The organism is Paenibacillus hamazuiensis, assembly GCF_023276405.1.
Lineage (GTDB): Bacteria > Bacillota > Bacilli > Paenibacillales > NBRC-103111 > Paenibacillus_AF > Paenibacillus_AF hamazuiensis.
Map to the genome: position 1 here is coordinate 7,221,485 of NZ_JALRMO010000001.1, position 24,872 is coordinate 7,246,356.

30 protein-coding genes are annotated in these 24,872 nt (G+C 53.8%); 20 read left to right on the plus strand and 10 right to left on the minus strand.

What is annotated here, in order from left to right; genetic code table 11:
- The first annotated feature begins 55 nt into the window (after positions 1-55).
- Both MYS68_RS31690 and MYS68_RS31695 read left to right on the plus strand, forming a co-directional pair.
- Positions 56-604 carry a glutathione peroxidase gene (locus MYS68_RS31690; protein ID WP_248929614.1) on the plus strand — a complete coding sequence of 183 codons (549 nt, stop codon included), beginning with the start codon at positions 56-58 and terminating at the stop codon, positions 602-604.
- Between the two features lie 65 nt (positions 605-669).
- The gene (locus MYS68_RS31695; RefSeq protein WP_248929615.1) at positions 670-1,626 is read left to right on the plus strand and encodes a sigma-70 family RNA polymerase sigma factor; all 957 of its coding nucleotides are present in this window, start codon (positions 670-672) and stop codon (positions 1,624-1,626) included.
- A 162-nt stretch (positions 1,627-1,788) separates the two neighbouring features.
- On the opposite strand, the gene MYS68_RS31700 is transcribed toward MYS68_RS31695, so the two are convergent.
- Positions 1,789-2,205, minus strand: a complete 417-nt coding sequence (locus MYS68_RS31700; RefSeq protein ID WP_248929616.1) for a VOC family protein — start codon at positions 2,203-2,205, stop codon at positions 1,789-1,791.
- Positions 2,206-2,685: 480 nt separating this feature from the next.
- Between MYS68_RS31700 and MYS68_RS31705 the strand changes: the two genes are divergently transcribed.
- Positions 2,686-3,087 carry an SRPBCC family protein gene (locus MYS68_RS31705; protein ID WP_248929617.1) on the plus strand — a complete coding sequence of 134 codons (402 nt, stop codon included), beginning with the start codon at positions 2,686-2,688 and terminating at the stop codon, positions 3,085-3,087.
- 19 nt (positions 3,088-3,106) lie between these two features.
- Entirely contained in the window at positions 3,107-3,682 is a 576-nt protein-coding gene (locus MYS68_RS31710) for a xanthine phosphoribosyltransferase (protein ID WP_248929618.1), read from the plus strand.
- Between the two features lie 8 nt (positions 3,683-3,690).
- On the opposite strand, the gene MYS68_RS31715 is transcribed toward MYS68_RS31710, so the two are convergent.
- A complete protein-coding gene (locus MYS68_RS31715) occupies positions 3,691-4,284 on the minus strand; it encodes a TetR/AcrR family transcriptional regulator (RefSeq protein ID WP_248929619.1) in 594 nt (197 codons plus the stop codon).
- A gap of 114 nt (positions 4,285-4,398) precedes the next feature.
- On the opposite strand from MYS68_RS31715, the gene MYS68_RS31720 reads away from it, so the two are divergent.
- Positions 4,399-5,160: an SDR family NAD(P)-dependent oxidoreductase gene (locus tag MYS68_RS31720; RefSeq protein WP_338043635.1), complete on the plus strand. Its 762-nt coding sequence runs from the start codon at positions 4,399-4,401 to the stop codon at positions 5,158-5,160.
- Between the two features lie 130 nt (positions 5,161-5,290).
- Here the strand turns inward: MYS68_RS31720 and MYS68_RS31725 are convergent, their stop codons facing one another.
- On the minus strand, positions 5,291-5,695 hold the full coding sequence (locus tag MYS68_RS31725) for a VOC family protein (RefSeq protein WP_248929620.1): 405 nt from the start codon (positions 5,693-5,695) through the stop codon (positions 5,291-5,293).
- Positions 5,696-5,987: 292 nt separating this feature from the next.
- On the opposite strand from MYS68_RS31725, the gene pyrH reads away from it, so the two are divergent.
- The gene (pyrH, locus tag MYS68_RS31730; RefSeq protein ID WP_248929621.1) at positions 5,988-6,719 is read left to right on the plus strand and encodes a UMP kinase; all 732 of its coding nucleotides are present in this window, start codon (positions 5,988-5,990) and stop codon (positions 6,717-6,719) included.
- A 310-nt stretch (positions 6,720-7,029) separates the two neighbouring features.
- Here pyrH and MYS68_RS31735 read toward each other — a convergent pair whose 3' ends face one another.
- Positions 7,030-8,682, minus strand: coding sequence for a stalk domain-containing protein (locus MYS68_RS31735; protein WP_248929622.1), 1,653 nt, complete (start codon positions 8,680-8,682; stop codon positions 7,030-7,032).
- Positions 8,683-8,847: 165 nt separating this feature from the next.
- The gene (locus MYS68_RS31740; RefSeq protein ID WP_248929623.1) at positions 8,848-10,131 is read right to left on the minus strand and encodes a glycoside hydrolase family 18 protein; all 1,284 of its coding nucleotides are present in this window, start codon (positions 10,129-10,131) and stop codon (positions 8,848-8,850) included.
- A gap of 176 nt (positions 10,132-10,307) precedes the next feature.
- On the opposite strand from MYS68_RS31740, the gene MYS68_RS31745 reads away from it, so the two are divergent.
- The gene (locus MYS68_RS31745) at positions 10,308-10,733 is read left to right on the plus strand and encodes a hypothetical protein (protein ID WP_248929624.1); all 426 of its coding nucleotides are present in this window, start codon (positions 10,308-10,310) and stop codon (positions 10,731-10,733) included.
- A gap of 1 nt (position 10,734) precedes the next feature.
- On the opposite strand, the gene MYS68_RS31750 is transcribed toward MYS68_RS31745, so the two are convergent.
- Positions 10,735-11,154 carry a hypothetical protein gene (locus tag MYS68_RS31750; protein WP_248929625.1) on the minus strand — a complete coding sequence of 140 codons (420 nt, stop codon included), beginning with the start codon at positions 11,152-11,154 and terminating at the stop codon, positions 10,735-10,737.
- A 63-nt stretch (positions 11,155-11,217) separates the two neighbouring features.
- Positions 11,218-11,673: an Hsp20/alpha crystallin family protein gene (locus tag MYS68_RS31755; protein ID WP_248929626.1), complete on the minus strand. Its 456-nt coding sequence runs from the start codon at positions 11,671-11,673 to the stop codon at positions 11,218-11,220.
- Positions 11,674-11,901: 228 nt separating this feature from the next.
- On the opposite strand from MYS68_RS31755, the gene MYS68_RS31760 reads away from it, so the two are divergent.
- The 5 genes from MYS68_RS31760 to MYS68_RS31780 all read left to right on the plus strand — a co-directional run bounded on the left by MYS68_RS31760 (position 11,902) and on the right by MYS68_RS31780 (position 14,173).
- Complete coding sequence (locus MYS68_RS31760) at positions 11,902-12,135, plus strand: hypothetical protein (protein WP_248929627.1); 234 nt, start codon at positions 11,902-11,904, stop codon at positions 12,133-12,135.
- 17 nt (positions 12,136-12,152) lie between these two features.
- Positions 12,153-12,419, plus strand: coding sequence for a hypothetical protein (locus MYS68_RS31765; RefSeq protein ID WP_248929628.1), 267 nt, complete (start codon positions 12,153-12,155; stop codon positions 12,417-12,419).
- Positions 12,420-12,424: 5 nt separating this feature from the next.
- The gene (locus MYS68_RS31770) at positions 12,425-12,658 is read left to right on the plus strand and encodes a hypothetical protein (RefSeq protein WP_248929629.1); all 234 of its coding nucleotides are present in this window, start codon (positions 12,425-12,427) and stop codon (positions 12,656-12,658) included.
- A gap of 30 nt (positions 12,659-12,688) precedes the next feature.
- Entirely contained in the window at positions 12,689-12,925 is a 237-nt protein-coding gene (locus MYS68_RS31775) for a hypothetical protein (protein WP_420852173.1), read from the plus strand.
- 171 nt (positions 12,926-13,096) lie between these two features.
- Complete coding sequence (locus MYS68_RS31780) at positions 13,097-14,173, plus strand: permease (RefSeq protein WP_248929630.1); 1,077 nt, start codon at positions 13,097-13,099, stop codon at positions 14,171-14,173.
- Between the two features lie 90 nt (positions 14,174-14,263).
- Here MYS68_RS31780 and MYS68_RS31785 read toward each other — a convergent pair whose 3' ends face one another.
- From MYS68_RS31785 to MYS68_RS31800, 3 genes are all read right to left on the minus strand, one after another.
- Entirely contained in the window at positions 14,264-14,767 is a 504-nt protein-coding gene (locus MYS68_RS31785) for a hypothetical protein (protein WP_248929631.1), read from the minus strand.
- Positions 14,768-14,838: 71 nt separating this feature from the next.
- Complete coding sequence (locus tag MYS68_RS38965; protein ID WP_338043636.1) at positions 14,839-15,909, minus strand: YfiT family bacillithiol transferase; 1,071 nt, start codon at positions 15,907-15,909, stop codon at positions 14,839-14,841.
- 210 nt (positions 15,910-16,119) lie between these two features.
- Positions 16,120-16,215 (minus strand): putative holin-like toxin, encoded by a 96-nt coding sequence (locus MYS68_RS31800; protein ID WP_338043637.1) that lies wholly within the window; start codon positions 16,213-16,215, stop codon positions 16,120-16,122.
- A gap of 228 nt (positions 16,216-16,443) precedes the next feature.
- Between MYS68_RS31800 and MYS68_RS31805 the strand changes: the two genes are divergently transcribed.
- The 8 genes from MYS68_RS31805 to MYS68_RS31840 all read left to right on the plus strand — a co-directional run bounded on the left by MYS68_RS31805 (position 16,444) and on the right by MYS68_RS31840 (position 24,832).
- Positions 16,444-18,147 carry a sigma 54-interacting transcriptional regulator gene (locus MYS68_RS31805; RefSeq protein ID WP_248929632.1) on the plus strand — a complete coding sequence of 568 codons (1,704 nt, stop codon included), beginning with the start codon at positions 16,444-16,446 and terminating at the stop codon, positions 18,145-18,147.
- Between the two features lie 290 nt (positions 18,148-18,437).
- The gene (locus MYS68_RS31810) at positions 18,438-19,232 is read left to right on the plus strand and encodes a carbon-nitrogen hydrolase family protein (RefSeq protein ID WP_248929633.1); all 795 of its coding nucleotides are present in this window, start codon (positions 18,438-18,440) and stop codon (positions 19,230-19,232) included.
- A 27-nt stretch (positions 19,233-19,259) separates the two neighbouring features.
- Entirely contained in the window at positions 19,260-20,618 is a 1,359-nt protein-coding gene (locus MYS68_RS31815) for an MFS transporter (RefSeq protein WP_248929634.1), read from the plus strand.
- 22 nt (positions 20,619-20,640) lie between these two features.
- Entirely contained in the window at positions 20,641-21,528 is an 888-nt protein-coding gene (locus MYS68_RS31820; RefSeq protein WP_248929635.1) for a polysaccharide deacetylase family protein, read from the plus strand.
- A gap of 21 nt (positions 21,529-21,549) precedes the next feature.
- Positions 21,550-21,870: a hypothetical protein gene (locus MYS68_RS31825; RefSeq protein ID WP_248929636.1), complete on the plus strand. Its 321-nt coding sequence runs from the start codon at positions 21,550-21,552 to the stop codon at positions 21,868-21,870.
- 26 nt (positions 21,871-21,896) lie between these two features.
- Complete coding sequence (locus MYS68_RS31830; RefSeq protein WP_248929637.1) at positions 21,897-22,907, plus strand: CobW family GTP-binding protein; 1,011 nt, start codon at positions 21,897-21,899, stop codon at positions 22,905-22,907.
- Positions 22,908-22,928: 21 nt separating this feature from the next.
- Positions 22,929-24,053, plus strand: coding sequence for a zinc-binding dehydrogenase (locus tag MYS68_RS31835; RefSeq protein WP_248929638.1), 1,125 nt, complete (start codon positions 22,929-22,931; stop codon positions 24,051-24,053).
- A 26-nt stretch (positions 24,054-24,079) separates the two neighbouring features.
- A complete protein-coding gene (locus MYS68_RS31840) occupies positions 24,080-24,832 on the plus strand; it encodes an SDR family NAD(P)-dependent oxidoreductase (protein WP_248929639.1) in 753 nt (250 codons plus the stop codon).
- Positions 24,833-24,872: the final 40 nt, after the last annotated feature.

A 24,872-nucleotide genomic window follows, 5' to 3' on the forward strand; every position in this document is an offset into this window, starting at 1 on the left:
TACATACCGCTACATTCTGTCTATACTATTTCCAATACATTAAAAGGGTGATAGTATGACAATTTACGATTTTACCGTACGCAAGCCGAACGGCACACGTCTGCCGTTATATGAATTTGAAGGAAAACCGGTTGTCATCATCAATACCGCCAGCAAATGTAAATTTACCCCGCAATTTTCCGACCTGCAGCGCCTTTACGAGGAGTATCATCCGCAAGGTGTGGAGTTTATCGGATTTCCATGCAACCAATTCGGGGAGCAGGAGCCCGGCAGCGATGAGGAAGCGGAATCGTTCTGCCAAATCAATTACGGGGTTAAGTTTCAAATTTTTGGGAAGATCGAAGTGAACGGGGAGAACGCTCATCCTTTATTCGACTACTTAAAGAAATCTGCTCCATTCCGGGGATTCGACGAAACGAACATCAACGAAAAGCTGCTCAAAATGATGATCGCCGAAAAAAATCCCGAATGGCTGGTCGGGGATTCCATAAAGTGGAATTTTACCAAGTTCCTTATCGGCAAGCAGGGGCAAGTTATCGCGAGATTCGAGCCGGCCGATGAATTGGACGCACTCCGGCAGCAATTGGAAGATCAGCTTCATTGATTTCCGTCAACAATGAACCTGGATGAAGGTACCGCCCTTCGGGGAGATCGTTAAGGGAGGCCGCGATGAACGAGACCGCATTTGACGAACCATTATTTGCAAGCTTGAAGCCGGGCTTAACCTCGTTCTGTTACCGAATGCTAGGCTCCATGGACGATGCGGACGATGCCGTTCAGGAGACGAGTATTCGGGTCTGGCAGAGCTGGAGCACGTTCAGACAGGATTCCTCGTTCAAAACTTGGGTCTATCGGATTGCCTCCAACCTGTGCTTGGACAAGCTGAGACAATCCAAACGCCGCGCGCTTCCCGTTGACCTGTTCGACCCGGCCGTCGCCATCGTCGAGCCGCGCGACACGCTGCCGGACTCTGCCTGGATCTGGCCGTCTCCCGACTTTGGGGGCAATCCGGAGGATCGGCTCGTCCGCAGAGATACCCTTCAGCTGTGCTTCATCGCTCTCCTGCAAACCTTGCCTCTGCGGCAGCGCGCGGTGCTCATTTTGAAGGATGTATTTGAATGGTCCTCCAAGCAGATCGCGGAAACGTTGGCGATGTCGCCGGCAGCGGTGAACAGTGCCTTGCAAAGAGCCCGAGAGACGATGAACCGGGCGCAGCTTCGCTCGGATGAGCTCAGCAGCATGGACGTTCAACCGGAACAGCAGCTGCTGTCCCGGTATGTGGAGGCTTTCGAGCAATTCGATATTGCTGCGCTCGTCGCGTTGTTCCACGAGGAAGGCTGCATGTCAATGCCGCCCTTCGAGATGTGGATCCGCGGCAAGGAAGATTTGTCCGCCTTCTATTCGCTTACTCGCTGGCATTGCGAAGGTTCGCGATTTGTGCCCATTACGGTGAATGGCGGTTATCCGGCGTTGGCCCAGTATATGCCGGGCAAAGAGGGCTCTGGCCTGGTACCCTGGGGCATCCACGTCATCGAAACCAAAGAAAATCAAATCCTGCACGTTCAAAACTTCATTCATACGCCATTATTTTCGCGATTTGGGCTGCCTGAGCGAATTGACCAATGAATTTCGCCATTGGCTTACGTCTATATCATTGAGAATAACCAAGCGATCATGGACAATTTCAAAGCCTATACCGAACAAAACTAATCATCGCGAAGAAGACGCCGGGGAAGATGCCCGGCGTCTTCTTTTTGAACCCTACTACGAACGCGCTCTCCGTTAGCCTTAACCTTGTGCCGCATCCATGTTCATGTAGTTAATGGCCCACAGATGGCCGTCCAAGTCCACGAAGCCCCAATGATACATGAACCCATGATCTTCAGGTTCAGCGTGCAATTTCCCGCCCAAGGAGACCGCGGTATTCACGATTTCATCGACCTTTTCCCGGCTCTCGAAGGCCAATGCGATCGTCATCTGCGCATACTTGCTCGTATCGACGGATTCCTTCTCCGTGAGCGTATTAAAGAATGCTTGATTGATCAGCATGACCTGCAGGTTGTCTCCGATCACGATGGCTACCGAATTCTCGTTATCGGGGAATTGCGGGTTGAGCTCGAATCCGAGTCCGGTGAAGAACGCTTTCGATTGTTCTACGTTTTTTACAGGCAGGTTGAAGCTCGTGAATACGGACGTTAATGCCATTTTCAAAACACCTCTTCGTCAAATTAGTTTGTGTTCTTTATGCCTTCGTATATATAGACGACAGCCGATCCGGGAATTCATCGGTCTCATGGATTCGGAAGCGTAAATTTTGAAAAATAACTTAGATATGCATTATGCAAATTATGGTTCTATACACGTGGTATACAGACTCGCGAGGTCGAGAAGAACCTTGAGAAATATCTTGCCGATATTTAATAAGCAGACGTTTAAATTTTGATTGATTTTCGGAACGCCAATGACCGCCCTCTTGGGGCGGTTTTTGCTTATACGGAATGCCGGGGCGCTTTAAACCCGCGGCAAAAATGTATGGTTTTATGTTATACTTACCGGGAAGCAACCTTCCCGATCTGGCGGCTGCCGCATCCAAAGCATGTCCGATTTATCCAATCCCTCGTACCGCTCGCGCGGGTATAATGATGGCGTGATTTTATACTTGTGAAACCGAAGGGAGCAAACAGGATGACAGCCGTCATGAAAGCGAAAACGTTAAGTGTGACGATTGAACGCAGACCGGAAGAAGTGTACGAATATTTCTTGGACATGACCCAATTTCCGAAGTGGGCGACCTCCTTCAGCCAATCGGTTCGGAAAACCGATGAGGGCTGGATCGTCGAAACGCCGGATGGGCCGATGAGCTTCCGGTTTGCGGAGAACCGGGCATTCGGGGTGCTCGATCATTATGTAAGCCTTGTTCCGGGGCAGGAGATTTACAATCCCGTGCGTGTCGTTGCGAACGGCTCCGGCAGCGAATTGATGTTCACGCTGTATCAGCAGCCGGGGATGTCGGATGACAGATTTGCGGAAGATGCAGGGATGGTGGAGAGGGACCTGCACTCATTGAAAAAAATGCTGGAAACGTAAGCAGAACGGAGGAAAGTCGATGAAAGCGTTGGAGGACAAAATCAGGGCCGAAGGCATCGTATTAAGCGACCAGGTGCTGAAGGTGGATTCGTTCCTGAATCATCAGGTGGACGCGGAGCTGATGTTGCTCATCGGGCAGGAATTTGCCGCACGGTATGCGGAAGCGGGGGTGACGAAGGTGCTCACGCTGGAGTCGTCCGGCATCGCGCCGGCCGTCATGGCCGCGCTGGCCTTGAAGGTGCCGCTTGTCTTCGCGCGCAAGCAAAAGTCGGTGACGCTGAAGGACGATCTTTATGTCGAGACCGTGCATTCGTTTACCAAGCAGCAGATGAACGAGGTCGCCGTTTCGCGGAAATTTTTGTCCCCCGGAGATAAGGTGCTGATCATCGACGATTTCCTCGCTCACGGCGAAGCCGCACTCGGGATGGCGCGGATCGTCGAGGCGGCGGGCGCTGCGGTGGCGGGGATCGGCATCGTCATCGAAAAATCGTTTCAGTCCGGCGCCGCCAAGCTGAAGGAAGCGGGATACCGCGTCGATTCGCTCGCCCGGATCTCCTCTCTGACCGGTGGAGAAGTGCGTTTCGCCGAGGAGTAAGCGGCCCGTTACCCGGGCTGCAGTCCCTTCAGCAGCGCTTGCAGCAAGTGCCTGACGTATTGCTGTCTGTCCTGGGCCGATTCCTCCGCGCCCAGAAATTTCTGATGAAAAACATGCTGAAAGCAAGCTCCAAGCAGCATATCCGCAGCGCTTCGGGGATTTATGCCGGCATCTGCCCGGCCCAGCTTTTGCTCCGCGAGCAGATAGGAAGAAACCACTTCGTTGGCGCGGTGGGGCCCAGCGTTGCGCTGCTGGAATCCTTGCCGGTGGCGGGTCAAAAAACCGGGCTCGGTGAACATCGAGGCCGTCATAATGATGGAGGAGTAAAAGTAATTCAGCGCCGCGAGCGCCACCTCCTCCAAATTTTCCTCGACGGTTCGGGCCCCTGCGAGCTCGGGAAGCTTCAGTATGACGGCTGAAAAACCCGCCACATGCTTTTGCATAATTTGCAGGAACAGATCTTCTTTGCTTTGAAAATGATTATATAGCGACCCTTCGGAGCAATCGGCGATGCGGGCGATTTCCTTGGTTGTCGTCCGGGAAAGTCCATACGTGCGGATCGCTTGTTCGGCGGCTTCCATGATTCTGTCGCGAAGTTCCATGGTGTATCCCTCACTGTCGTTGACATTATTTGGAACTGTATCTATACTTACTAGTATGGGTGAGTGCACACTCATTGTCAATAGGCATGTTCAGTAAACCGAATTGGAGATGATATGATGACGCTTCAAGGAAAAATCGCCATAGTCACGGGCGCTGCGCGAGGAATAGGCAGAGCCGCCGCAAAGTCGCTGGCCCGGCAGGGCGCCAAAGTCGTTGTTAACTATGTCAGCAATCAAGAGGCTGCCGAACAAGTTGTCGCCGATATCCGATCTGCAGGCGGTGAAGCGGTGGCGGTCCGGGCGGACGTACGCGATGAAGGGCAGATGGCGAATCTGGTGGAGCAAACCAAGTCGGCATTCGGAGGACGCATCGATATCCTGGTCTGCAACGCCAATATGCACTTTGTCACCAAGCCGTTCGCCGAGATGTCCTGGGATGAGTTTGCGCAGAAGCTGAACGATGAATTGAAGGCGGCATTCGTAACTACGAAGGCGATCATACCGACGATGACCGAACAAAAATACGGACGAATTATTTATACGTCGAGCGGTTCGGGCAAACATCCGACGCCGAATTTCATCGCTCATGGAACTGCCAAGGCGGGGTTGGACTCATTTGTGAGATTCATAGCAAGCGAATACGGTCCTCACGGCATCACGGCCAACGTGGTAGCGCCGGGACTGACCGAAACGGAGGCAAGCGCCAATACCCAGGGGATAGAGCATATCAAGAAGGCCATCGTCGGCATCACTCCGCTCGGCCGGGTTGCCCAGCCGGAAGATATTGCGGATGTGATCGCCTTTTTCGCCAGCGATGCCAGCCGGTTCGTTACAGGGGCTTATACGCCGGTCAACGGCGGGATGATGATGGAGTAACCGTTAAGGAGCCGCTTGCGGCAGTTTGGCACGGCTTAATATGAGTGTTCACTCACCCAAATGCTGCATCAAATTGAAGACCGTCGGGAAATACAACTCCCGGGCGGTCTTCTCATTTTTGCGGGGCGGACTAGCTTGCCCTCGCTTCGGTGCTGATCATCCATGATACTCCGAATTTATCCTCGAGCTGACCGAACAAAGTGCCCCAAAACGCCGGAGCCAGCGGGTATTTCACTTTGCCGCCTACGGCCAGTTTGTCGAACGCTTCGCGGGCTTCGGCTTCCGTTGCGAATTCCAAGCTTAAATTGACGGCGTTTCCCCGGCTAAGCGGCTCAAACACACAATCGGTCACGAAGAAGGTCACGCCGGCGGCAACGAAGCTCAGATGCATGATTTTATCTTTCAGCTCTTCCTTTGCATCCGGAAGCTGCCCGTGAGTCATCACGGACACGATCTCGCCGCCGAGCGCTTGCGTGTAAAACTCGCTCTGGGCTTTCGCATTCTCCGATACAATGTAAGGCGTCAATTTTGCCACCGTTCATCATCCTTTCATCTTGGAATGGGATTTATTGAATCTCATTGTAGCACTCGGAATGTGCCGGGGTTTCTCATAAATTGCTGATTTGCCGGGCGAAACAACCCCGCTTGCGTTTCTGCCGGTTCGGGTATACAATAATTTGTTGAATAGAAACTGGAAGGAGTGGGAATATGCGGAGAGGACGGAAGGAAGGTTCGTTTCGGTTATTTGTCTGCATATTTCCTTTTTACCGATGACACTAAAGCGTTTGCGGCTTTAGTGTTTTATTTTTGTCAGGAGGCGGTGGACTATGTACAAAAGAATTCTCATCAAGCTGAGCGGCGGGGCCGTGGCGGGAAAAAGCGATTTCGGATTCGATCCGGAGAGACTGGAGCACATCGCGGGTGAGATTATGTCTGTTGTCAACATGGGAGTGGAGGTGTCGCTGGTCATCGGCGGCGGCAATATTTTTCGCGGCAATATGGGCGAGAGCTGGGGAATCGAACGGGCGGAGGCGGACAGCATCGGCACTCTCGCCACCGTCATCAACAGCTTGATGCTGCGAGGCGTTCTGAAATCGAAAACGGACAAAGAAGTCCGTGTGATGACCGCCATTCCGATCGCTTCCGTTGCCGAGCCGTACATCCGATTGAGGGCGATTCATCATTTGGAAAAAGGATACATCGTTATTTTCGCGGGAGGGAACGGACAGCCGTTTGTGACGACGGATTACCCGTCCGTGCAAAGGGCGATCGAGGTAGGCTGCCAGGCGCTGCTCGTGGCCAAGCAAGGCGTGGACGGCGTACTTGATGCCGATCCGAAGTACCGGAGCGACGCGAGGAAGTTCAAGTCGCTTCATTACAACGATGTGATTCAGCGCGACCTTAAGATCATGGACCAGTCCGCGTTTATTTTGGCCCGCGATTACAACCTGCCGATTCATGTGTTTAACTTCGACCAACCGGGTTCGATGAAGGAAGTATGCGAAGGGAAGAACGTCGGTACGGTGATTAGCAGCGATTCGGTCATGGAGTGGGGGTGAGGGGAAAAACCAGCTCGGAGCGCTGGAGCATGGTGAAAGATGGTCCGCTTCGCGTCCGGATCGTGCTTCCGATCGGTCCCCCGCCCCACAAAGTGAAGAGAACCTTCGAAGTTTAGTCCTAGTACTTTGTGGGGACCCCATAACCATAAACATTTCTCTAAAGGCGTTGAAATCCGATCACAAAGGCGACCGCTAACGCTTCTCCAGCACGATTCCGTCTCGCTTTCGCTCACTTTTCACCAATTTCTCGAAAACTTTCCGGGCTGGTTTTTCCTATAGTAATAGTAAATAACGTTAAAAATTCAAAGCATTAATAAGTGATTTTTACTGTACGCGTAGCGTCGATGTAATCGACCTTGGCGCCGAGCACTTCGGCGAGCAGGCGAACCGGCACCATCGTGTTCTCGCCGATCAGTCTGGCGGGAGTGTCGGTCTGCCGGATGGTTCCGTTTACGGCGATCTGGTTGGTCGTCGTAAACAGGGTCACCTTCAGGCTGCCCTTCGTATAGATGGCGGCGCGCTGCTGCTCGTCCCAATCGACGTTTGCTCCGAGCGCGGCGGCCAGATCGCGGATATACAAATACGAGAAGCCGTCCACGATAACCGGAGTGCGCTTCATCGGGAAGCTGATGCCGTCGATCTGGTAGCTCGTGGCATCGAGACCAAACGTTGCTACGCGCTGGGTCGGATAAACGGTGACGTAATATTTTTTGTAGTCGGCCGCATTTTTATGCATAAGCTGCTTGCCGACGGTCGGGGCGGGCTCGGTGGTGAAGTCCCATTCTTTCGTCTGCGTGACGGTGCTGCCGTCCTTCTTGACGGCCTGTACGCTCACCTTCGCGTGGTAGCCCGTGTCCGGCTGCAGCGGCTTGCTCGGCGTTAAAATGACGGCCTTGCTCAGCTTATCGTCCGTATCCGGTGTGTTGACGAGCAGATCGACCGGCCGCTTAGCGCCGTCCGTCAGCTCGGCGCTGACCAGCTTCACCTTATCGATGCCGGTGCCGTAAAATTCCGCCATGATCGGGTACCCGACCGGATAGACGGAGCCGGTGTGGATGCGCAGCGGGTCCGGTTCCTCGTTGCCTTCAAACGATGTCGGCACGTAACGTTCGCCTTCCGCCGGCGACACGACCAGCTTCGGCTCCCCATCCGAGCCGGTGCCGAATTCGATAATCGTGTAGTCGCCGATTTTGGCGATCCCGACTTCGCGAATGTACGGATCAAGCAGCGGGCTGCGGTGATACGGAGCATCGAATAAAGCGTCGGTCACTTCGCTGACCGTCCCGGAAAAATAAGCGGCGTCTTCACCCACGTTGTCCGTATAGCCGAAATAAGCGGCGCGTTCGAGCGGAGTTTTGCCGAAGAAGCCGGCTTTGCCAGGGTCTTGGTCATGCAGGCTGTCCTGACTTTTGCCGTCCTGCTGAATTTTATTGTTGTTCAAATATTGGGCATGGGCCGTCGCGCTGGCGCTTAGACGGTCGTTCAATTGAACGGGAGGAAGCCCGTAAACGGTCCGATAGTCGTTTACTGCAGCAAGACCGGCCGTCTGGTCGGAGGATGGCGGTGCAAACTGCTGCAGCGCATCCTTGGCGATGGTAAACGTCCATGTCTTTTCGAGCGGCACGTAGCCGGCATAATTGATCGTCATTCGCACCGTGTACGAGCCTGGCGCGAGACTTTTCGCCGGGACGTACGTGAACAATCCTTTTTCCCGGTCATAGGTTACCGGGACGCTCTCGCCATTCACATACATGGCATAGTTCGACGGATCGGTCACCACATCGGTGCTGAGATAAAACGCAATGGTTGGCTTCGCGACACCTACCGTATTCTCCGGAGCGGTCCTGTAGCCGTAGGAGAACGCATGCGCGTAATTGACGGGGAATACCAGATTGGCAGATCCTATAAGAAACGCCAATAAAAGCAGCGTCCATATTTTACCCGGTCGGTTCGTTCGTTGCATCGGATGTCCTCCTTCGTAGATTGCAGCTTTTTTTGCGGAGAGGTTGTCCCCCAAAAAAATTAGACGTCCGAAATCTCCGGATTGTTTCGTTCGCCGCATAGGAATCTATTTCCTGGACCGGATGTGCGGAAAAATAAAGCGGGCCGTATGCCCGCGAATCGTTCTTTATCTTTTCGCAACGGTGAAATCGTTCTCGATCAGCAGCCAGTTTTGCGGGAACGAAAGCCCCAGCTTCCAGTAGCTGACGCCGCGCAGATCAAGCTCCTTGACCAGGTTGAATTTGGCCTGGATGGAGCGGGCGTCCTCGAACCAGACGGTATGTTCCCTCCCTTCCTCATCCCTATAGCCAAAATGCGGCGCCTGTGCCGTATAGTCGTACAGGATTTCCTGATTGTAGCGGCGGGCGAGATTTATAGCCGCTTGCGGGCTGATCGCCCTCGCCACTGTGCCTTTGACGAAAGGCAGCGTCCAATCGTAGCCGTACAAATTTTGCCCCATCATGATTTTGTTTGCGGGAATTTCCGTCCGCGCGTATTCCAGCACCCGCCGCACCGGGCCGATCGGGGACACCGGCATCGCCGGACCGCCGCTGTAGCCCCATTCGTACGTCATGATCACGACGAAATCGGCGACCTCGCCGTGGGTTTTGTAATCGTGCGCGGTGTACCATTCGCCGGTTTGCGCCGCGCTCGTTTTGGGGGCCAGGGCGGTGGACATCAGGAAACCTTCGCGATGAAGGCGGTCAGCCGCTTTGCGCAGAAAGCCGTTATACTCCTCCCGGTCCTGTGGGCGGAGGTGCTCGATGTCGAAATGAATGTCGCGGAATCCAAGCTCCCTGGCCGTGCGGATTATATGGTTCAGCAGCGTGTTTTGCAGTTGATCGCTGCCCAGGATGGCGGCGCCGAGGTCGGCGCTGAACTGCTCGTTTTCGATATTCGTGACGACCATCATCAGCGTCACATTGTGCCGGCTCGCGATCTCGCGCAAATTGTCCAGCGGCGGAGCTTGCAGCGATCCGTCGCGCCGGATCCGGAAGCTGAACGGGGCCAAATATGTCAAGTGCGGGATCGCTTCGTTCAGCGACTGCGTGAGACTCGGCGACAGCTCCTCCGCCCGCGGCTCGATGTAGGCGTTGAATTCGGCGGATCTGCGCCCTGCCGGCGGAATGTACAGCCGGGTCCCTACAGCCAGCTCGGCGTTTGAAGCCAGCCGGTTGACTTCAGCCAGTCTATGGAGCGGGATGCCGAACCTCCGGGCGATACTGTAGAGGCTGTCCCCGGGCTGGACCCAGTAATATTGCCCGACGATGGGGATGACCAGAGCTTGCCCGACGACCAGCGTGCTTTCCGGGCTAATGCCGTTGGCTTCGGCAATAGCTTGGGCAGACGATCCGAATGTCTGGGCCACCTGAAAGATCGTCTGGCCGGGCCTTACCACGTGTATCTGCATATGATCTCTCCTTACTTAGGTTCGCGTTCGCAAAACGTGCTTACGACAGCCTATTCCGCCGGAGCCCAGCGGGTGTATGTCCGGGAAGCTTTATTGGGAAGTGCAGCCGGCAGGAACAACGGCTCCCCGCAGCGAATGTATTCAGAATAGCGATGCCGAAATCAAGGAGGTTGAACATGTCCAACATCGTGCTGTCCTCTAAAGCGTTTTCCATGGAAGAGGAGCTGCAGCTGTTTGCGGAGGAGTGGGATTTTACGGTCCGGAAAGTGCCGGAAGGCTTTGTGATCGAACCGGAAGAGATGCTCTGCATAGATGGGATCAATGTGGAGGAGGAAGCGAAAGGATGGAGGTTTTGGCGGGAATTCGACGCCACCACGTGGGAGGATTTCCTGCTGATGCATATTACGCACCATATCGCGGCGAAATACGGCATTCTGATCGAATATGATTTGCCTACCGGCAGCCGGCTTGTGGAGCCGACCCCGGAGGAATTCGAAACGTTCGACGATTATGCCGAGCATGTCGTCCGCAAGGAAGAGGGCTGGGTCAAAGAGATGAAGAAAAACTGGATATATACGCACCGGACCAAATACATCCGCTAAATTAATGGGCCGGTCGCGCCCTGATGTTGCATGCAGGACCGGAGCCCGTCTGGTCCTTTTTGGTTTCTTTGCCGGCGGCCGGCGGCTTCGATTCCGGCTTGTTAACCCAAGGGAACATCTCCTCCTGTATGTTCTCTGGAATCGGTCCCGTATAGTTGACTCCGATGTTTAATTTCCCCCCGAGCTCTTTAATGCCGAGCGCCCCGAAATTGTTGCTGTGCTCCAGCTTTTCCACCACCAGCTTGTCGATATGCAGCTGTTCGATAACGATGGCAGGGGCGGATTGGTCTTTCCCGCACCCGGGCTCCTCATGGGCGAGGGAGGCCAGCTTCTTTTCCACTTCGGCGAGCCGTTGTTCGAGGAGGGCTTTATCCGTATCCGCTGCGGATATGATTTGGCGAAGCCATTGTGCGAAGAACATGCGGTTACCACTCCGTTTCTGATCGATTGCTGCCGCTTTTTTTCAATAGGCCTTGGGCTTAAGTCAGTCGATAGGGATGCTGGTTCGCATAGCGGCTGCCGCCGGAATCCGGATGATGAGCACCCCGCTGTGGAACGATGCGGTGATACGGACCGTTCCCGGATCCACTTTACCCGGCAGCCGAACGGTTCGTTGGAAAGGGCCGCTCGGCCGCTCGGAAACGAGAGGGGAAGCATCCGGAATCAGAGGTTTGGCCGTTCCTTTGATATGCAGCAGCTCTCCGGCGAGCGAAAGCTCGACATCCTCTTTGGCGATACCCGGCAAATCGATCAGAATGAGAAGATCCTGCTGCTGGCAAAGGATGTCGACCCGAGGCCACGCCTCCTGCGGATGTTCGTCCGCCGGGGGTTTGCCTTCCGTTTTTTTGGAGGCAGGCTGTTCGAAAATATCCGTCCAGAAGTCTCCGCCGGCAAATTGCTTCGCGATATCCATCCATTTGCTGATTTTTTCCGGGTCCATATCGCACCATCTTTCGACGTGAAAGTTATCCGTGAGGGATCAGCTCCCATCGCTGATCCGCGAATAGGCTAGTCTACTGTAATAAATCATATTGTTCTTTTGAAAAATTCATTCCAACCGGAACGATTGGAGCAAGCCGCGGACATTTTTTTGGCGGCCTGCCGCTCATACTTGCGAGGTGCGGAGAATAAGATAGAAAAAATACTAATTTCGGAAAGGAATTTGCCCATGGTATTTGTGCCGACTGAAATCAACATCGGAAAAATGAAAATCAATAACGCGGATCATTTGGGCACCATTTCCTTTGGGTCTGCACTGGAAATCAACCGAAACGTCTGTGCCAAAAAAACGCAAGGCATCGGCCAGCAATTCGCCGATCGCTGCTTTCGTTTCGATACCATCAGCCTGGTGCTGGACGATGATATCGCGGATTTGTCAAGCAAAAAATTGAACAAAAGCTAATCCGGAGGTGCTCGAAAATGTCGGCTTCGCCTCCTCAGATTGTGATCAATATCGGCATCATTAAAGTCAATTCGTTTGAAAATGCTTCGGCCATCAATGTCGGACAAAATTTACTCGCGGAGTGGCACAACTCGGATAAGAAGACGATGGGGCTCGGACAAAATATGGGAGACGGAACGGCATTCATAGCGACAAGAAGCCACGTGGACGATCGGGACTTGAACGATTCCAACTCTACCTTTACATCCGATTCGTTTCCAATTCCAATTGCCAGAGGAGAGTGAGGCAGGTGCTTTTTGCCCCGGTCACGATCAATGTCCTCGGATATAAAGTTAATGCGATAGACCATTCGGCGACGCTTAATATGGGCCCAAGCCAACATATCGATACGTTCGTGTCCTACAAACGCAGTCAAGGGATCGGCGAACAAAACGGCGATGCCTCCCCGATGTTCATGTCTCTATCATGGGTAACGGACAGCGACCTGATCGACACACCTACAGGCAAAATCAGCCTGCTGTAACTATGCATCATAAAATGAGGAGTGATAATTTTGCTGTCATTTACACCCACCCAAATAAACATGCTGGGCTTCAAAGTAAACACCATAGATAACCAGAGCGTTGTCAACTTCGGCTCCCTGCAAAACATAGATGTGTTTCTCAGCTACAAAAGAAACCAAGCGTTCGGAGAATTAAACGGCGACTTGTCTCCGGCCAATATCCCGATCTCCTCGGTAAACGATCCGGATGTCATCGACAGCAATACGGGCAAAACCAGCGTAGTTTAGAGCCATTCATGCGCATATTCCCGTGAAAAAGCACAGGCTGCAAGCCTGTGCTTTTTCTTGGCAAAGGGGATACTTCACTTTGTGGAATTACTTTGTAAGGGATTCAACTTGTGAAGCCGAAGGTGTATAATGTCCAAAGCGAGGACGAAACATTTGATATTGGAGGAGCTTATGTCGCAGCATACAGGTTCAGAATATACAAGGGAACCCGTCAATAAAAAAATGATCATCTCGGCGGTGGTGTTTGTGCTGATCGCTGTCGCCGGGTTAACCTATGTCAAATGGGTACCGTATTGGAATAAAGCCTTCGATGCGGCTGTCAAGCATTCGATCGGGGCCTCGATCGTTTCGGGTAAAAATCCGGCGGCTCCGGCCCCTTCCTGGACCGCCGCGTGGGAGTATGCGAAAGCGTATTATACTTCCGTATGGAAAGCGGCGGTTCTGGGGATTATTCTCGGTTCGCTCGTGCAGGTGCTCATTCCGACGCAGTGGCTTTTAAGAACGATGGGGAATGCGAGCTTTAAAAGCACGGCCTTCGGCGGGCTTGCTTCGATTCCCGGCATGATGTGCACGTGCTGCGCGGCTCCGCTCGCCGTCGGCCTTCGCAAGAAGAACGTTTCGGTGGGCGCGAGCCTTGCTTTTTGGCTCGGCAATCCGACGATTAACCCGGCTACCTTGATCTTTATGACCTTTGTCCTGTCATGGAAGTTTACGGTGCTCCGGCTTGTTTTCGGGCTTCTGCTTACATTCGGCGTCAGCTACTTCGCCAACCGGTTCGCCCCTGCAGCCCGGGTTCCGGACGCCATCCGCTCTTACGAAGCGGAAGCGAAGGCGGAGCAATCCGCGCCGTTTCTGGCCAGATGGGGGCGGACGATCGGCACGATGCTGCTTCATATAGTTCCGGCTTATGTGATCGCTGTTCTGGTGCTTGGAGCCGCTCGCGCATGGATGTTCCCGGCGGTCGGGGAAACGGTAGGAAACAGCCTGCTCGTGATTATCGGCTTCGCTATCGCAGGCATGCTGTTTGTGATTCCGACGGCCGGCGAAATTCCGATCGTGCAGACGATGATGTCGTTCGGGCTTGGGACGGGCCCCGCCGCAGCGCTGCTGCTAACTTTGCCGCCGGTCAGCCTGCCTTCCCTGCTGATGATTTCCAAATCGTTCCCGAGGAAGGTCATCTGGTTTGTTGCCGGTTCCGTCGTCGTTCTCGGCGTGCTGTGCGGCATTGCCGGAGCTTTGATATTGTAATGCGCGAAAAAGACCGCCTTACCATGGGCGGTCTTTGCATATTTTGGCCGACCTTGGCTCAAGATAGGGTACGGTGGGGCGGATTGCCCGTCAGAAATTGATCTTTACGGTGCCGAACGTTATTTTCATATTGGGCGCATAGGCCAGATACGAGCCGGAGCGGAAGGTTTGCGAAAGCAATAACTCGGCTTCGTACTGCCGGACGGCTTCTTCGGAAGAAAGGCCCCTGTCCATGAGGAACCGGACGAATTTTTCGCGTTCTCCGGGAGTAGTGCCGATCCCTTCTTCCTTGAGAGATTTGTATAAATCATGCTGAGCAGGTGAATGGTCGTGCGGATTTAAAAAATTCACCTTATCGCTAACCCTGCACTGCACATCGTGCAAGCCTAGCTGGCTGAAGTAAATCGGCAGCTTCATCCCGATGTTTCCATCTTTCCCGGTGCGGCGCGCATCCTCTTCAAACAGCTTTTGCAGGTTGCCCAGCGGGACGATGCCGGATTGATCAGCGCCATCAAGGCAATAACCCGACATATTGCCAATCCAGTGAGGTTCGAAACAGATCACCTTGCCTCCGTCAATGGTGCTGTCTATCATCTTTTCAAGCACTTGTTTGGGTGTGTATTTTTCAGATAGTTAACTTTATCGTCCCAATTGTAATCGGACATTCATTCAGCTCCTTGGCAGATCCGGTTAAATAACCTGTAATTAGGTTCGAGCAGCCCCATGATGACCAGCGATTCGTAGGAGTCACCATTTCGGATGCAGTCTCTAAGTTTTCCTTCGGTGGCGAATCCCGCTTTTTCGTAAAGCTTTCGAGCCCTTTGGTTGTGTTCTTTAACGTCAAGCCAGAGCCGATGAGCCTTCAAGCTGTCAAATACATATTCCTGAATGAGCCGGATCGCTTCTTTGCCGTACCCCCGGCCTTTATCCGATACGGCAATCCGCAGCAGCTCGGTGCAGTGGTTGCGGTTTTCCAGCCCGGCCAATATGACATAACCGACGCGGCTGCCATCGGGCGATTCGATGATAAGGTGAAGATGATCGCTGCTGTCTATCGCTTCCAGATGCTTTTCCCGCGGCCAGGATAGAATAAACGGCTGATTTTCCGGGTCTTGCTCGGTCTGCAAAACATAATCGAGGTCGTTTCCCGCGGTTCTTCTAAGCAGCACGACATCGGATTTGACCGGCAGCTTTTCGCGATCCTGGCTATGAGCGAATTGCCGCGCGTCAATGAACGATGTTATTTGCCCGAGATGGTGCCGGTGGTGCCAGACAAATCGCTGAAGCGCCGTATCGAGTGTGATCTTGCCCAGCGCTTCGGTTTGTAATGTTCTTCTGAAATCGAGCGGGTGCAAGTTTTGCAGCAATGCGAGAAATCGGTTGTGAAGCGCTTCCAGCAGCGCGAGCGACATTTCGATAGGGGCATCCTTATAGTCGCTCAGCTCCGCCCAAAGATCTTCGCGGTAGGAACTCGCAGTTGGCGAATCTTCCGTCAACGCTCTTTTAAAACGCAGGTATGCGTTGATATCATTATCCGCTAAATGATGCACGATCTGCTGTACGGTCCAACCGTCCTTGCGATAAGGGGTGTGCAAATCGCCCGGGGCGATATCCTGAAGCGTATTTCTGAGAGTCGGGACGATTTCCGACAATTGACGGATGAACGTTTGCCGCTCTTCGGGGGGAGGAGCGGGAATCGGTACAAATGGCCCTATGGGGTAACGCAAAGAATCCATTTTGACGACCTCCTTGTGCTGTTGCAGCAGCAAGATGCGGGTTGAAATATTTGCTTTAAATGGTTTTCAATAAATTATATATATGGTATTATTTATATATTGAAGCCGAGTGAGGCTAACACTCGGCTATACAATTGGCTTGGATGGGATTATCCCTTCCGGTTTAAAAGGGCAAAAACCCACCTTCGGCTGGAACCTTGGGGTGGGTTTTTACTTTCTCTTGTAGTTATTCCCGATGTATGTTAAAAGAGCTATGACAAAAGTTGCGAATAAAATCATGATGGGTATTGCGTCTTTCAACTCCATGGTCTCACCTCCTTTCGAAGGGAAACCACGCCCACTCAAGATTCAATTGTACTTGTCCATACTACCACAAAAACCCAGAGGTGAACAGAATGTATGTTCGCTTCCGGGTTATTTTTTTGTTCGGTGCCGTACATGTTCCGGCGCTATTGCCATTTCCGGTTGACGCTCGCTCGGAAGTCATATTATGATTTCTAAAACTACAAGGCGTATGGGCAGGGAGTGATAAGATTGTTGGCCGATTCGGTATCGGAAGACAAAAAAGAGTTCGCGGAGACATTGCCGTTCGGGGTTGTCATTCTGAATGCGGACAAACATGTGGTGTGGCTGAACCGCTTTGCCTGCAGCGAATTATACTGCAGCCGGGAGCAGATGCTGGGCGCAAGCTGGAACGCCGCATTTCCCACCATCCTTGCGGATGAAATCGCAGCAGAAGCTTGTGACGGTTCGAGCCCTCGGCAGTTCAAGTTCGGGGATCAACATTTTATCGCCCAAATCACCCGTTACGAAGGAGTCGAAGGCGGCCTTCTGATCGTTTTTCAGCAAATGGACCGGTTCGAGCATCTCGTCAAGCAAATGGATTCCTATAAAAACCTGGATGTCGATTTGAAAGCGATTTTCGACATCTCGTACGATGTCATCTACGTGTCGGACGGACAAGGGATCACGCTCAGGGTCAGCTCGGCCTCCGAACGGCTCTGGGGGTATAAGGAAAGCGAATTAGTCGGCAAAAGCGTATATCAGTTGGAAAAGGAAGGTGTGTATTCGCCTTCCATCACCCGGCTGGTCCTGGAGAAGAAAGAAAAGATATCCATGACGCAGACCACGAAGACGGGACGGCGCCTGATGGTTGTCGGCGTTCCGATCATGGACGAGAACGGACAAATCATCCGGGTCGTCAACGCCTCGAGAGACATTACCGAGGTCAGCCGGCTCAAAAACGAGCTTACCGCGATGAAGCAGCTGTCGGAAGGGTACCGGCAGGAGCTGATGAATTTGCGGATCAAAAATGATATCGACAATCAGCTCATTTACCGCAGCGAGAAGATGAAGCGCGTCATCTTGCTGGCCGAGAAGATCTCGAAGGTGGATTCCACAGTCTTGTTGTTCGGTGAATCCGGCGTCGGCAAGGAGCTGATCGCTTCGCTGATTCACAAATGGAGCGAGAGGGAAAGCGGTCCTTTTATCAGCGTGAACTGCGGCGGCATTCCGGAAAGCGTGCTCGAAATGGAGCTGTTCGGCTCTTTGGAGGCGACGGTAAACGGACATTCGGGGTCGTTTGTTACGGCGAACGGGGGAACTTTGTTTCTCGACGATATCGATCAGCTCCCCCTGTCCCTGCAGGTGAAGGTGTACCGCGCCATGCAGGAAAGGAAGGTATCCCATGCCGCCGGTACGGCGCCGCTTAATTTGCGTGTGATCGCCTCCACCAGCGTCGATTTGGAAGAGAGAGTCCGCAAAGGGCTGTTCCGCAAAGATCTGTACTATTTGCTCAACGTTGTGCCGATGGCTATTCCTCCGCTCCGCGAACGCCGGGAGGACGTTATTCCGCTGATTCTTCATTTCGCGGACCGCATCAACAAAAAATACGGCATCAGCAAGAAGTTTAACCCCCGTTTGCTGAAAACGCTGCAGGATTACGAATGGCCCGGCAACGCCCGCGAGCTGCAAAATATTGTGGAGCGTCTGCTTGTTACCGTGGACAGCGAATGGATTGAAATCGAGCATTTGCCCGAATACATGGACCCCAATCGCTCCGGCCAAAAGCTCATTCAAATCAACCGGATCGTGCCGCTCAAAGAAGCCGTCGAATCGCTTGAAAAAGAATTGCTGACGCTTGCCCAAGAGAAGTACGGTTCAACGACCAAGATGGCCGAGGCGCTGGGCGTGAATCAATCGACGGTAAGTCGGAAGCTTCAGCAGTACGGCAAGTGACGTGTCCCCGCTGCTTTTTAAAAGTTATGCAAATCTGCATTTTTCCCAACCTGACATGAAAATTTCGGCTGAACAGTCGAAAAATCAAATGTAAGCGCAATCTTTTTGAAGACCGACATTTCTGATGTTATGTTTTATGCCTTCATGACTTATGCGTAAATGCATAGGTTTTACGAGTCGCTTATATTGTGCCTTTCTTGTCCTCTGTGTTTTAATATGCGTAAGGACATACGCAACACGTTATGTCATTAATTCTTACCTAAATATTACATTAGAGGAGGGGTAAAGGCGTGAAGGTGGCGGCCGTTCAAATGGATTGCTTACTCGGCAGCAAAGGGAACAATTTGGAGAAGGCCGACAGGCTCCTTCAGCAGGCGGTGGAACAAGGGGCAAAGCTGATTGTGCTGCCGGAATTGTTCAATACGGGTTACCGGGTGGAGGAGAGAGACCCGGAGCTGGCTGAGACTGTGCCCGGGGAGACAACGGAATGGCTGGAGAGGATATGCAGAACGCATCAGGTTTATATCGTAGGCTGTATCCTGGAGAAATGCGCGGTGAACGGCGTCGTGTACGATACTGCTTTTGCAGTCGGTCCCGAAGGCTTCATCGGCTCGTACCGGAAAACGCATCTGTGGGATAAGGAACATCTGCGATTCGCAAAAGGCTGGGAGCTGCCGGTGTTTGATCTTGGCTTCGCCCGGCTCGGACTGCAAATTTGCTATGAGATCGGATTTCCCGAAGGGGCCCGAAGCTTGACCTTACAGGGTGCGGATATCATCGCTTACCCTTCGGCTTTCGGCAAAGAGCGTTATTACGCATGGGATGTGGCGAGCCGGTCAAGGGCTTTGGAAAACGGAGTGTATGTCATTGCGTGCAACCGGACGGGAACGGAGAAGAACGAAACGGAGTTCGGCGGCAAAAGCCGGATTGTCGATCCGACCGGCAAGGTTCTCGCAGAGGCCGAAGCGACGGATGAGGTCATCGTGTCCGAAATTGATCTGGATTTCGTGGCCGTCCAGCGCAGGAAAATTCCGTACCTCAGAGACCTCAACCGCCAATTGATGAAAGACGTGTATCATCATTAATTTTACGAAGGAAAAGGCGGTGGAACTATGGAAACGAATGCATTGAAAGTCGAAGGGGCAGGGCTGGAAACGGCGGATACGGTGAAGGTGAGGAAGGAAGAAGGTACGGTATCGAAAGGCAGCATCGTGTACGCATCGATTGTGGCGTTTTTTGCCTGGGTGTTCTCCACCTATGATTTCATTCTTTTCGGAACGCTGCTTCCCGTCATGTCCGGCGAGTTCGGGTGGAGTACGGCCAAGAGCGCCGAAATCGCCATGTGGGTGTCGGTGACCACCTTGATCGTGTCGCTGATGGTCGGTCCGATCACGGACTATTTCGGCCGGCGCAATGCGCTGATGCTGACCACGGCGGGGGCGGCCGTAAGCTCGGGGCTTACGGGACTTACGATGGGACCGCTCTATCTGATCGTCGTGCGCGCTTTATCCGGGCTCGGTTTCTCGGAGCAGGCGGTCAATACGACGTACCTGTCCGAATTATCCGGGGCCAAAAAGCGGGGGTTTGTCTACAGCTTCATTCAGGGCGGTTGGCCGATCGGCGTGCTGTTCGCTTCCTTTATCACGGCTCAGCTGCTTCCCCATATCGGCTGGCGAGGGGTCTTCTTCGTCGGAACGATTCCGGCCGTCATCATCATGCTGCTGCGCATTAAGCTCAAGGAATCACCCAAATACGAGCAAATGCGCGAGGTTCGGAAGCTGATTCAAGCGGGGAAAATGGAGGAGGCCAAGGAGCTCGGTCAACTGCACGGCATCGACAGCGAGAAAATGACCAAAATGTCGATGACGCAGCTGTTCGCTTCGGATATCCGCAAGCATACGATTTTCCTGGGGATTGCGCATATGTTCAATTGGTTTGCGATCCAGATGTTTTCCGTCTTATCGACTACAGTGCTTACGGAAGGGAAAGGCATATCGTTCGACAACTCGCTCTTTATGCTGATTTTCTCCAACGGCCTGGCTTATGTCGGGTATATCACGCATGGCTACCTGGGCGACAAATTCGGCAGAAGAGGAACGATCATTTTCGCCTGGATCATGGCGGCGCTCGGCTTCTCCTTCATGCTGTTCCTGGCCGAAGGCTACTGGCCGGTGCTGATTTCCTACAGCGTCGGATTATTTTTCCTGATCGGTTCCTATGCGGCGCTCTATTCCTATATGGGAGAATCGTTCCCGACGCGGATCCGGGGGACGGGAGCGGCTTTCATCAATGCGATGGGACCGGTAGGGGCGATCTTCGGATCGCTGGTGTTTACGCTGGCTTTGAGTCATTTCAGCACGGTATCCTCCATCTTCCTGGCCGGGGTCATCCCGCTTGTGCTGTCGGGACTCCTGATGTTCGGAGCAAGGTCAATCTCGCCGTCCAAAGAATTGGAAGAAATCTCACAATAAACCGATAAGGAGCTGCTCGAACATGACGAAGAAAAAAGAAATATTGGTAGCGTATGGCGTGGATGTGGACGCGGTAGCCGGCTGGCTCGGGTCGTACGGCGGCGAGGATTCCCCGGACGATATTTCCCGCGGTTTGTTTGCCGGCGAGATCGGCACGCCCCGTTTGCTGAAGCTGTTCGACAAGTACAATTTGAAAACGACGTGGTTTATTCCCGGCCACTCGATCGAAACCTTCCCGGAGCAGACGAAAATGGTCGTCGAAGCGGGGCATGAAATCGGATTGCACGGTTATTCCCACGAGAACCCAATCGCGATGACGGCGCAGCAGGAAGAGACCATTTTGCTCAAATGTATCGACCTCATCGAGAAGGTTTCGGGTAAGCGGCCCACCGGATACGTAGCTCCATGGTGGGAATTTTCCAAAATTACGAACGAGCTTCTGCTCAAGCACGGCATTATGTACGATCACAGCCTGATGCATAACGATTTTTCGCCTTACTATGTGCGGGTGGGGGACAGCTGGACCAATATCGACTACGAGCAGCCGGCGGAGACATGGATGAAACCGTTGGTTCGGGGGCAAGAAACGGATCTGATCGAAATTCCGGCCAACTGGTATCTGGACGATCTGCCGCCGATGATGTTCATTAAGAAATCGCCGAACAGCCACGGCTTCGTGAATCCGAGAGATATCGAGCAGATGTGGAAGGACCAGTTCGACTGGGTGTACCGGGAGAACGATTATGCCGTATTTACGATGACGATCCATCCCGACGTCAGCGGCAGGCCTCAGGTGCTTATGATGCATGAGCGCATCATCGAATATATCAACAGCCACGAGGGCGTGCGCTGGGCGACTTTTGACGAAATCGCCAGGGACTATAAAGAAAGATTTCCAAGGAACCTATAGAACCGGCGAGGGGCGGATCCTATGTGCGTGCTTTGCGGAGAGTCGGTACTGCAAATTCATTGGACGGACCGTAAACGTACGACCGGTGCGGCGGCATCTTCCGGATCGGAGCCACGGGAGCGCCATCGGCGCATCCGGCTGGCGAACCGGGTGCTTGCGTATTACGGACTGAAGGTCGAGGACTGGAACGGGGTTAAATTTATCGTCCGCGACAAGAAGGGGCGCTCGGAAATCGTACAGGATTTAGGCGGGCTATGGGCCCAGGCGGAGAAGCTCGCCGGAAGGCCGCTGGACCCGCTCGATCCCGGTCTTAACGCTTACTTGAACGGGGCCGGCGATTAAGCACAGCAAAGAAGGGGGCGGCAGCCATGAAACGGCCTGTAACCATCGTAACCGGATATCTCGGAAGCGGCAAAACGACGCTGCTTGTGAATATGCTGAAGGATCCTTCCCTGCGCAATACGGCCGTTCTGGTCAACGAGTTCGGTCAAGTGGGACTCGATCACCATCTGCTGAGACAAGTTGATGAGCGGGCCCGCCTGATCAGCGGGGGCTGTCTATGCTGCACGGTGCGGGAGGACCTGGTCAAGGAATTGACCGATCTGCTGAACAAGGATCAGAGCGGCGAAATTCCCGGTCTGGAGCGGGTCGTGCTTGAGACGAGCGGGCTCGCCGACCCGGCGCCGATTTTGTTCACGATTCTGTCCAACCCCGTGCTGCAGCATCATTACGAAGTCGAGCGGATCATTACCGTTGTGGATGCCGTAAACGCCGGGCTTCATCTGGAGCGGCATCCGGAAACCGCGAAGCAGGTGGCGGCGGCGGACCGGATCGTCATTACGAAAACCGATCTGGTTTCGGAGGAAACCAAGGCCGAGGTGATGAGCGAGATCTCTCGGCTCAATCCATTGGCTGAAATCGCCATTGCCGTATATGGGGAGACGGATGCCGGACGTTTGTTTTCCGGGCCGGGGACGGGGAGGGACTTGATTTGGGGCGCAGGGCTGCCGGCGCCCGCTCCCTCCCACCCGCAGCAGGCTGCGCGCTCCTTATCGCTAACCTTCGACCGGCCGATCGATTGGAATGCGTTCGGACTGTGGCTCAGCATGCTGCTTCATGCACACGGAGACAAGATCATGCGGGTGAAGGGGCTGCTTGATGTCGGGGGCCCGGGCCCGGTCCTGCTTAACGGGGTTCAGCATATCATCCACCCGCCCGAACATCTGTCTGCCTGGCCGGAATCATGCGAACGGCGGTCCCAAGTGGTCTTTATCATGAAATCGGTTGAGGCGGACGCTTTGCTTCAATCGCTTCATTCCTTTCAGGCGATTTTGGGCGCCAAAGCGGATTTGTCGAAGATGGAAATCATTCATGCCTAAGGAAGCGGGGGAGAAAACGTTATGACGATAGCGGACTATACGGCTGAGAAAGTGATCAAAGGGGTGCCGGCCCCGGACGGCTGGATGAAGGCCGTTGTGTTTCGCGGAATAGGGAAGCCTGTGCTGGAATATAAGCCGATTCCGAAGGCGGGCCCGGGCGAGGTGGTCATCCGGACTACCTCGACAACGATTTGCGGTACGGATATTCACATTCTGCACGGCGAGCATCCGGTGGATGAGGGCCGGGTGCTGGGGCACGAGCATGTGGGCGTAATTCACGAAATCGGCGAAGGTATTCGCGGGTTCCGGGTCGGCGACCGGGTGATGTGCGGCTCCTGTACGCCTTGCGGACAGTGTTACTACTGCCAGAAAGGATTATCGTCCCAGTGTATTGGGCCGGAGGGGGACCATCGGCATCCCGGAGGCTGGAGGCTCGGAAATACGGTCGACGGAACGCATGCGGAATATTTCAAAATGCCGTTCCCGGAGTTTAACTTGACCAAGGTGCCGGACGAGCTTGGCGACGAAGACGTGCTGCTCGTGTCGGACATCGGTTCGACAGGAATCGCTGCGGCGGAGAAAGCCGATATTCAGGTCGGCGATACGGTTGTCGTCTTCGCTTGCGGCCCTGTAGGGCTTTGCGCCATTGCGGGCGCCAAGCTGAAAGGAGCAAGCCTTGTCATAGGCGTGGACGGCAATCCGGAACGTCTGAAGATCGCGGAAAAAATGGGCGCCGATGCGGTGCTCGATTTTCGCAAGATCGATGTGGTCGAAGAGATCATGAAGCTGACCGAGGGCAAAGGAGCGGATGTGGCGATTGAAGCGCTGGGCAGCCAGACGACGTTCGAGAACTGCATGAAGGTCATACGGAGGGGCGGCACGGTTTCCAGCGTCGGGATTTACTCCGGGCATGTGACCATTCCGATCGAGACGTTCGCCGGCGGGATGGGCGATCACCGGATCGTCACCACGCTTTGTCCCGGAGGGCGGGAACGGATGCTGCAGCTCATTCGGCTTGTCAAGCACCATCGTTTGTCTCTGAACAGCATGATCACCCACAGGATGCCTATCGACGAAGCGCTTGAAGCCTACGAGCTGTTCGAGCACCAGAAGGACGGCGTCATTAAGCTGGTTATTCATTTCTAGCGGACATCAGGGGAGGGGAGTGGCATATGCGTTTAAAAGGCAAGACCGCCGTCATCACCGGAGCGGGTGAAGGGATCGGGAAAGCTATCGCCTTGGCCTTCGCCAAAGAAGGCGCCGATCTGGCGATCAATTATTACAACCAGCCGCAAGAGGAAGTGGATGCGGTCATTCGGGAATTGGAGAGCTGCGGGTGCCAGGTAATGGCCGTCCAAGGGGATGTTACCGACGAGTCTTTCGTCGGCGGCTTCGTCGAACGGACGATCTCCAGGTTCGGACGGATCGATATCCTGGTGAACAATGCGGGCATCCTGACGCAAAGCCTGGTGCACGAGATGTCCGTCGAAATGTGGGATCGTATGATCGAGGTCGATTTAAAGTCCGTTTTCCTGATGACCAGGGCCGTTGTTCCTCATATGATCGACCGTCGCTACGGCCGAATCATCAACATCGCTTCCCAAATCGCGCAAAAGGGAGGTTACGAATTAAGCCATTATGCCGCTGCCAAAGCGGGCGTAATCGGCTTTACCAAATCGGTTGCGCTGGAGCTGGGCCGGTACGGCATTACGGCTAACTGTATTGCGCCCGGCCCGATTGAGACCAGGCTGGTTGAGCGGATCGATCCCGCATGGAAGGAGCGGAAAAAGAAGGAGCTGGCGATTCCGCGTTTCGGTTTGCCGGAAGAGGTCGCTCCGACGGCGGTTCTGCTCGCGTCCGAGCCGGACGGCAATCTGTTCACCGGCCAGACGCTGGGTCCGAATTCGGGAGATGTAATGCCGTAAATGCGCGGCTGGCCATAAGCAGGATACAAGCTTGAACCGG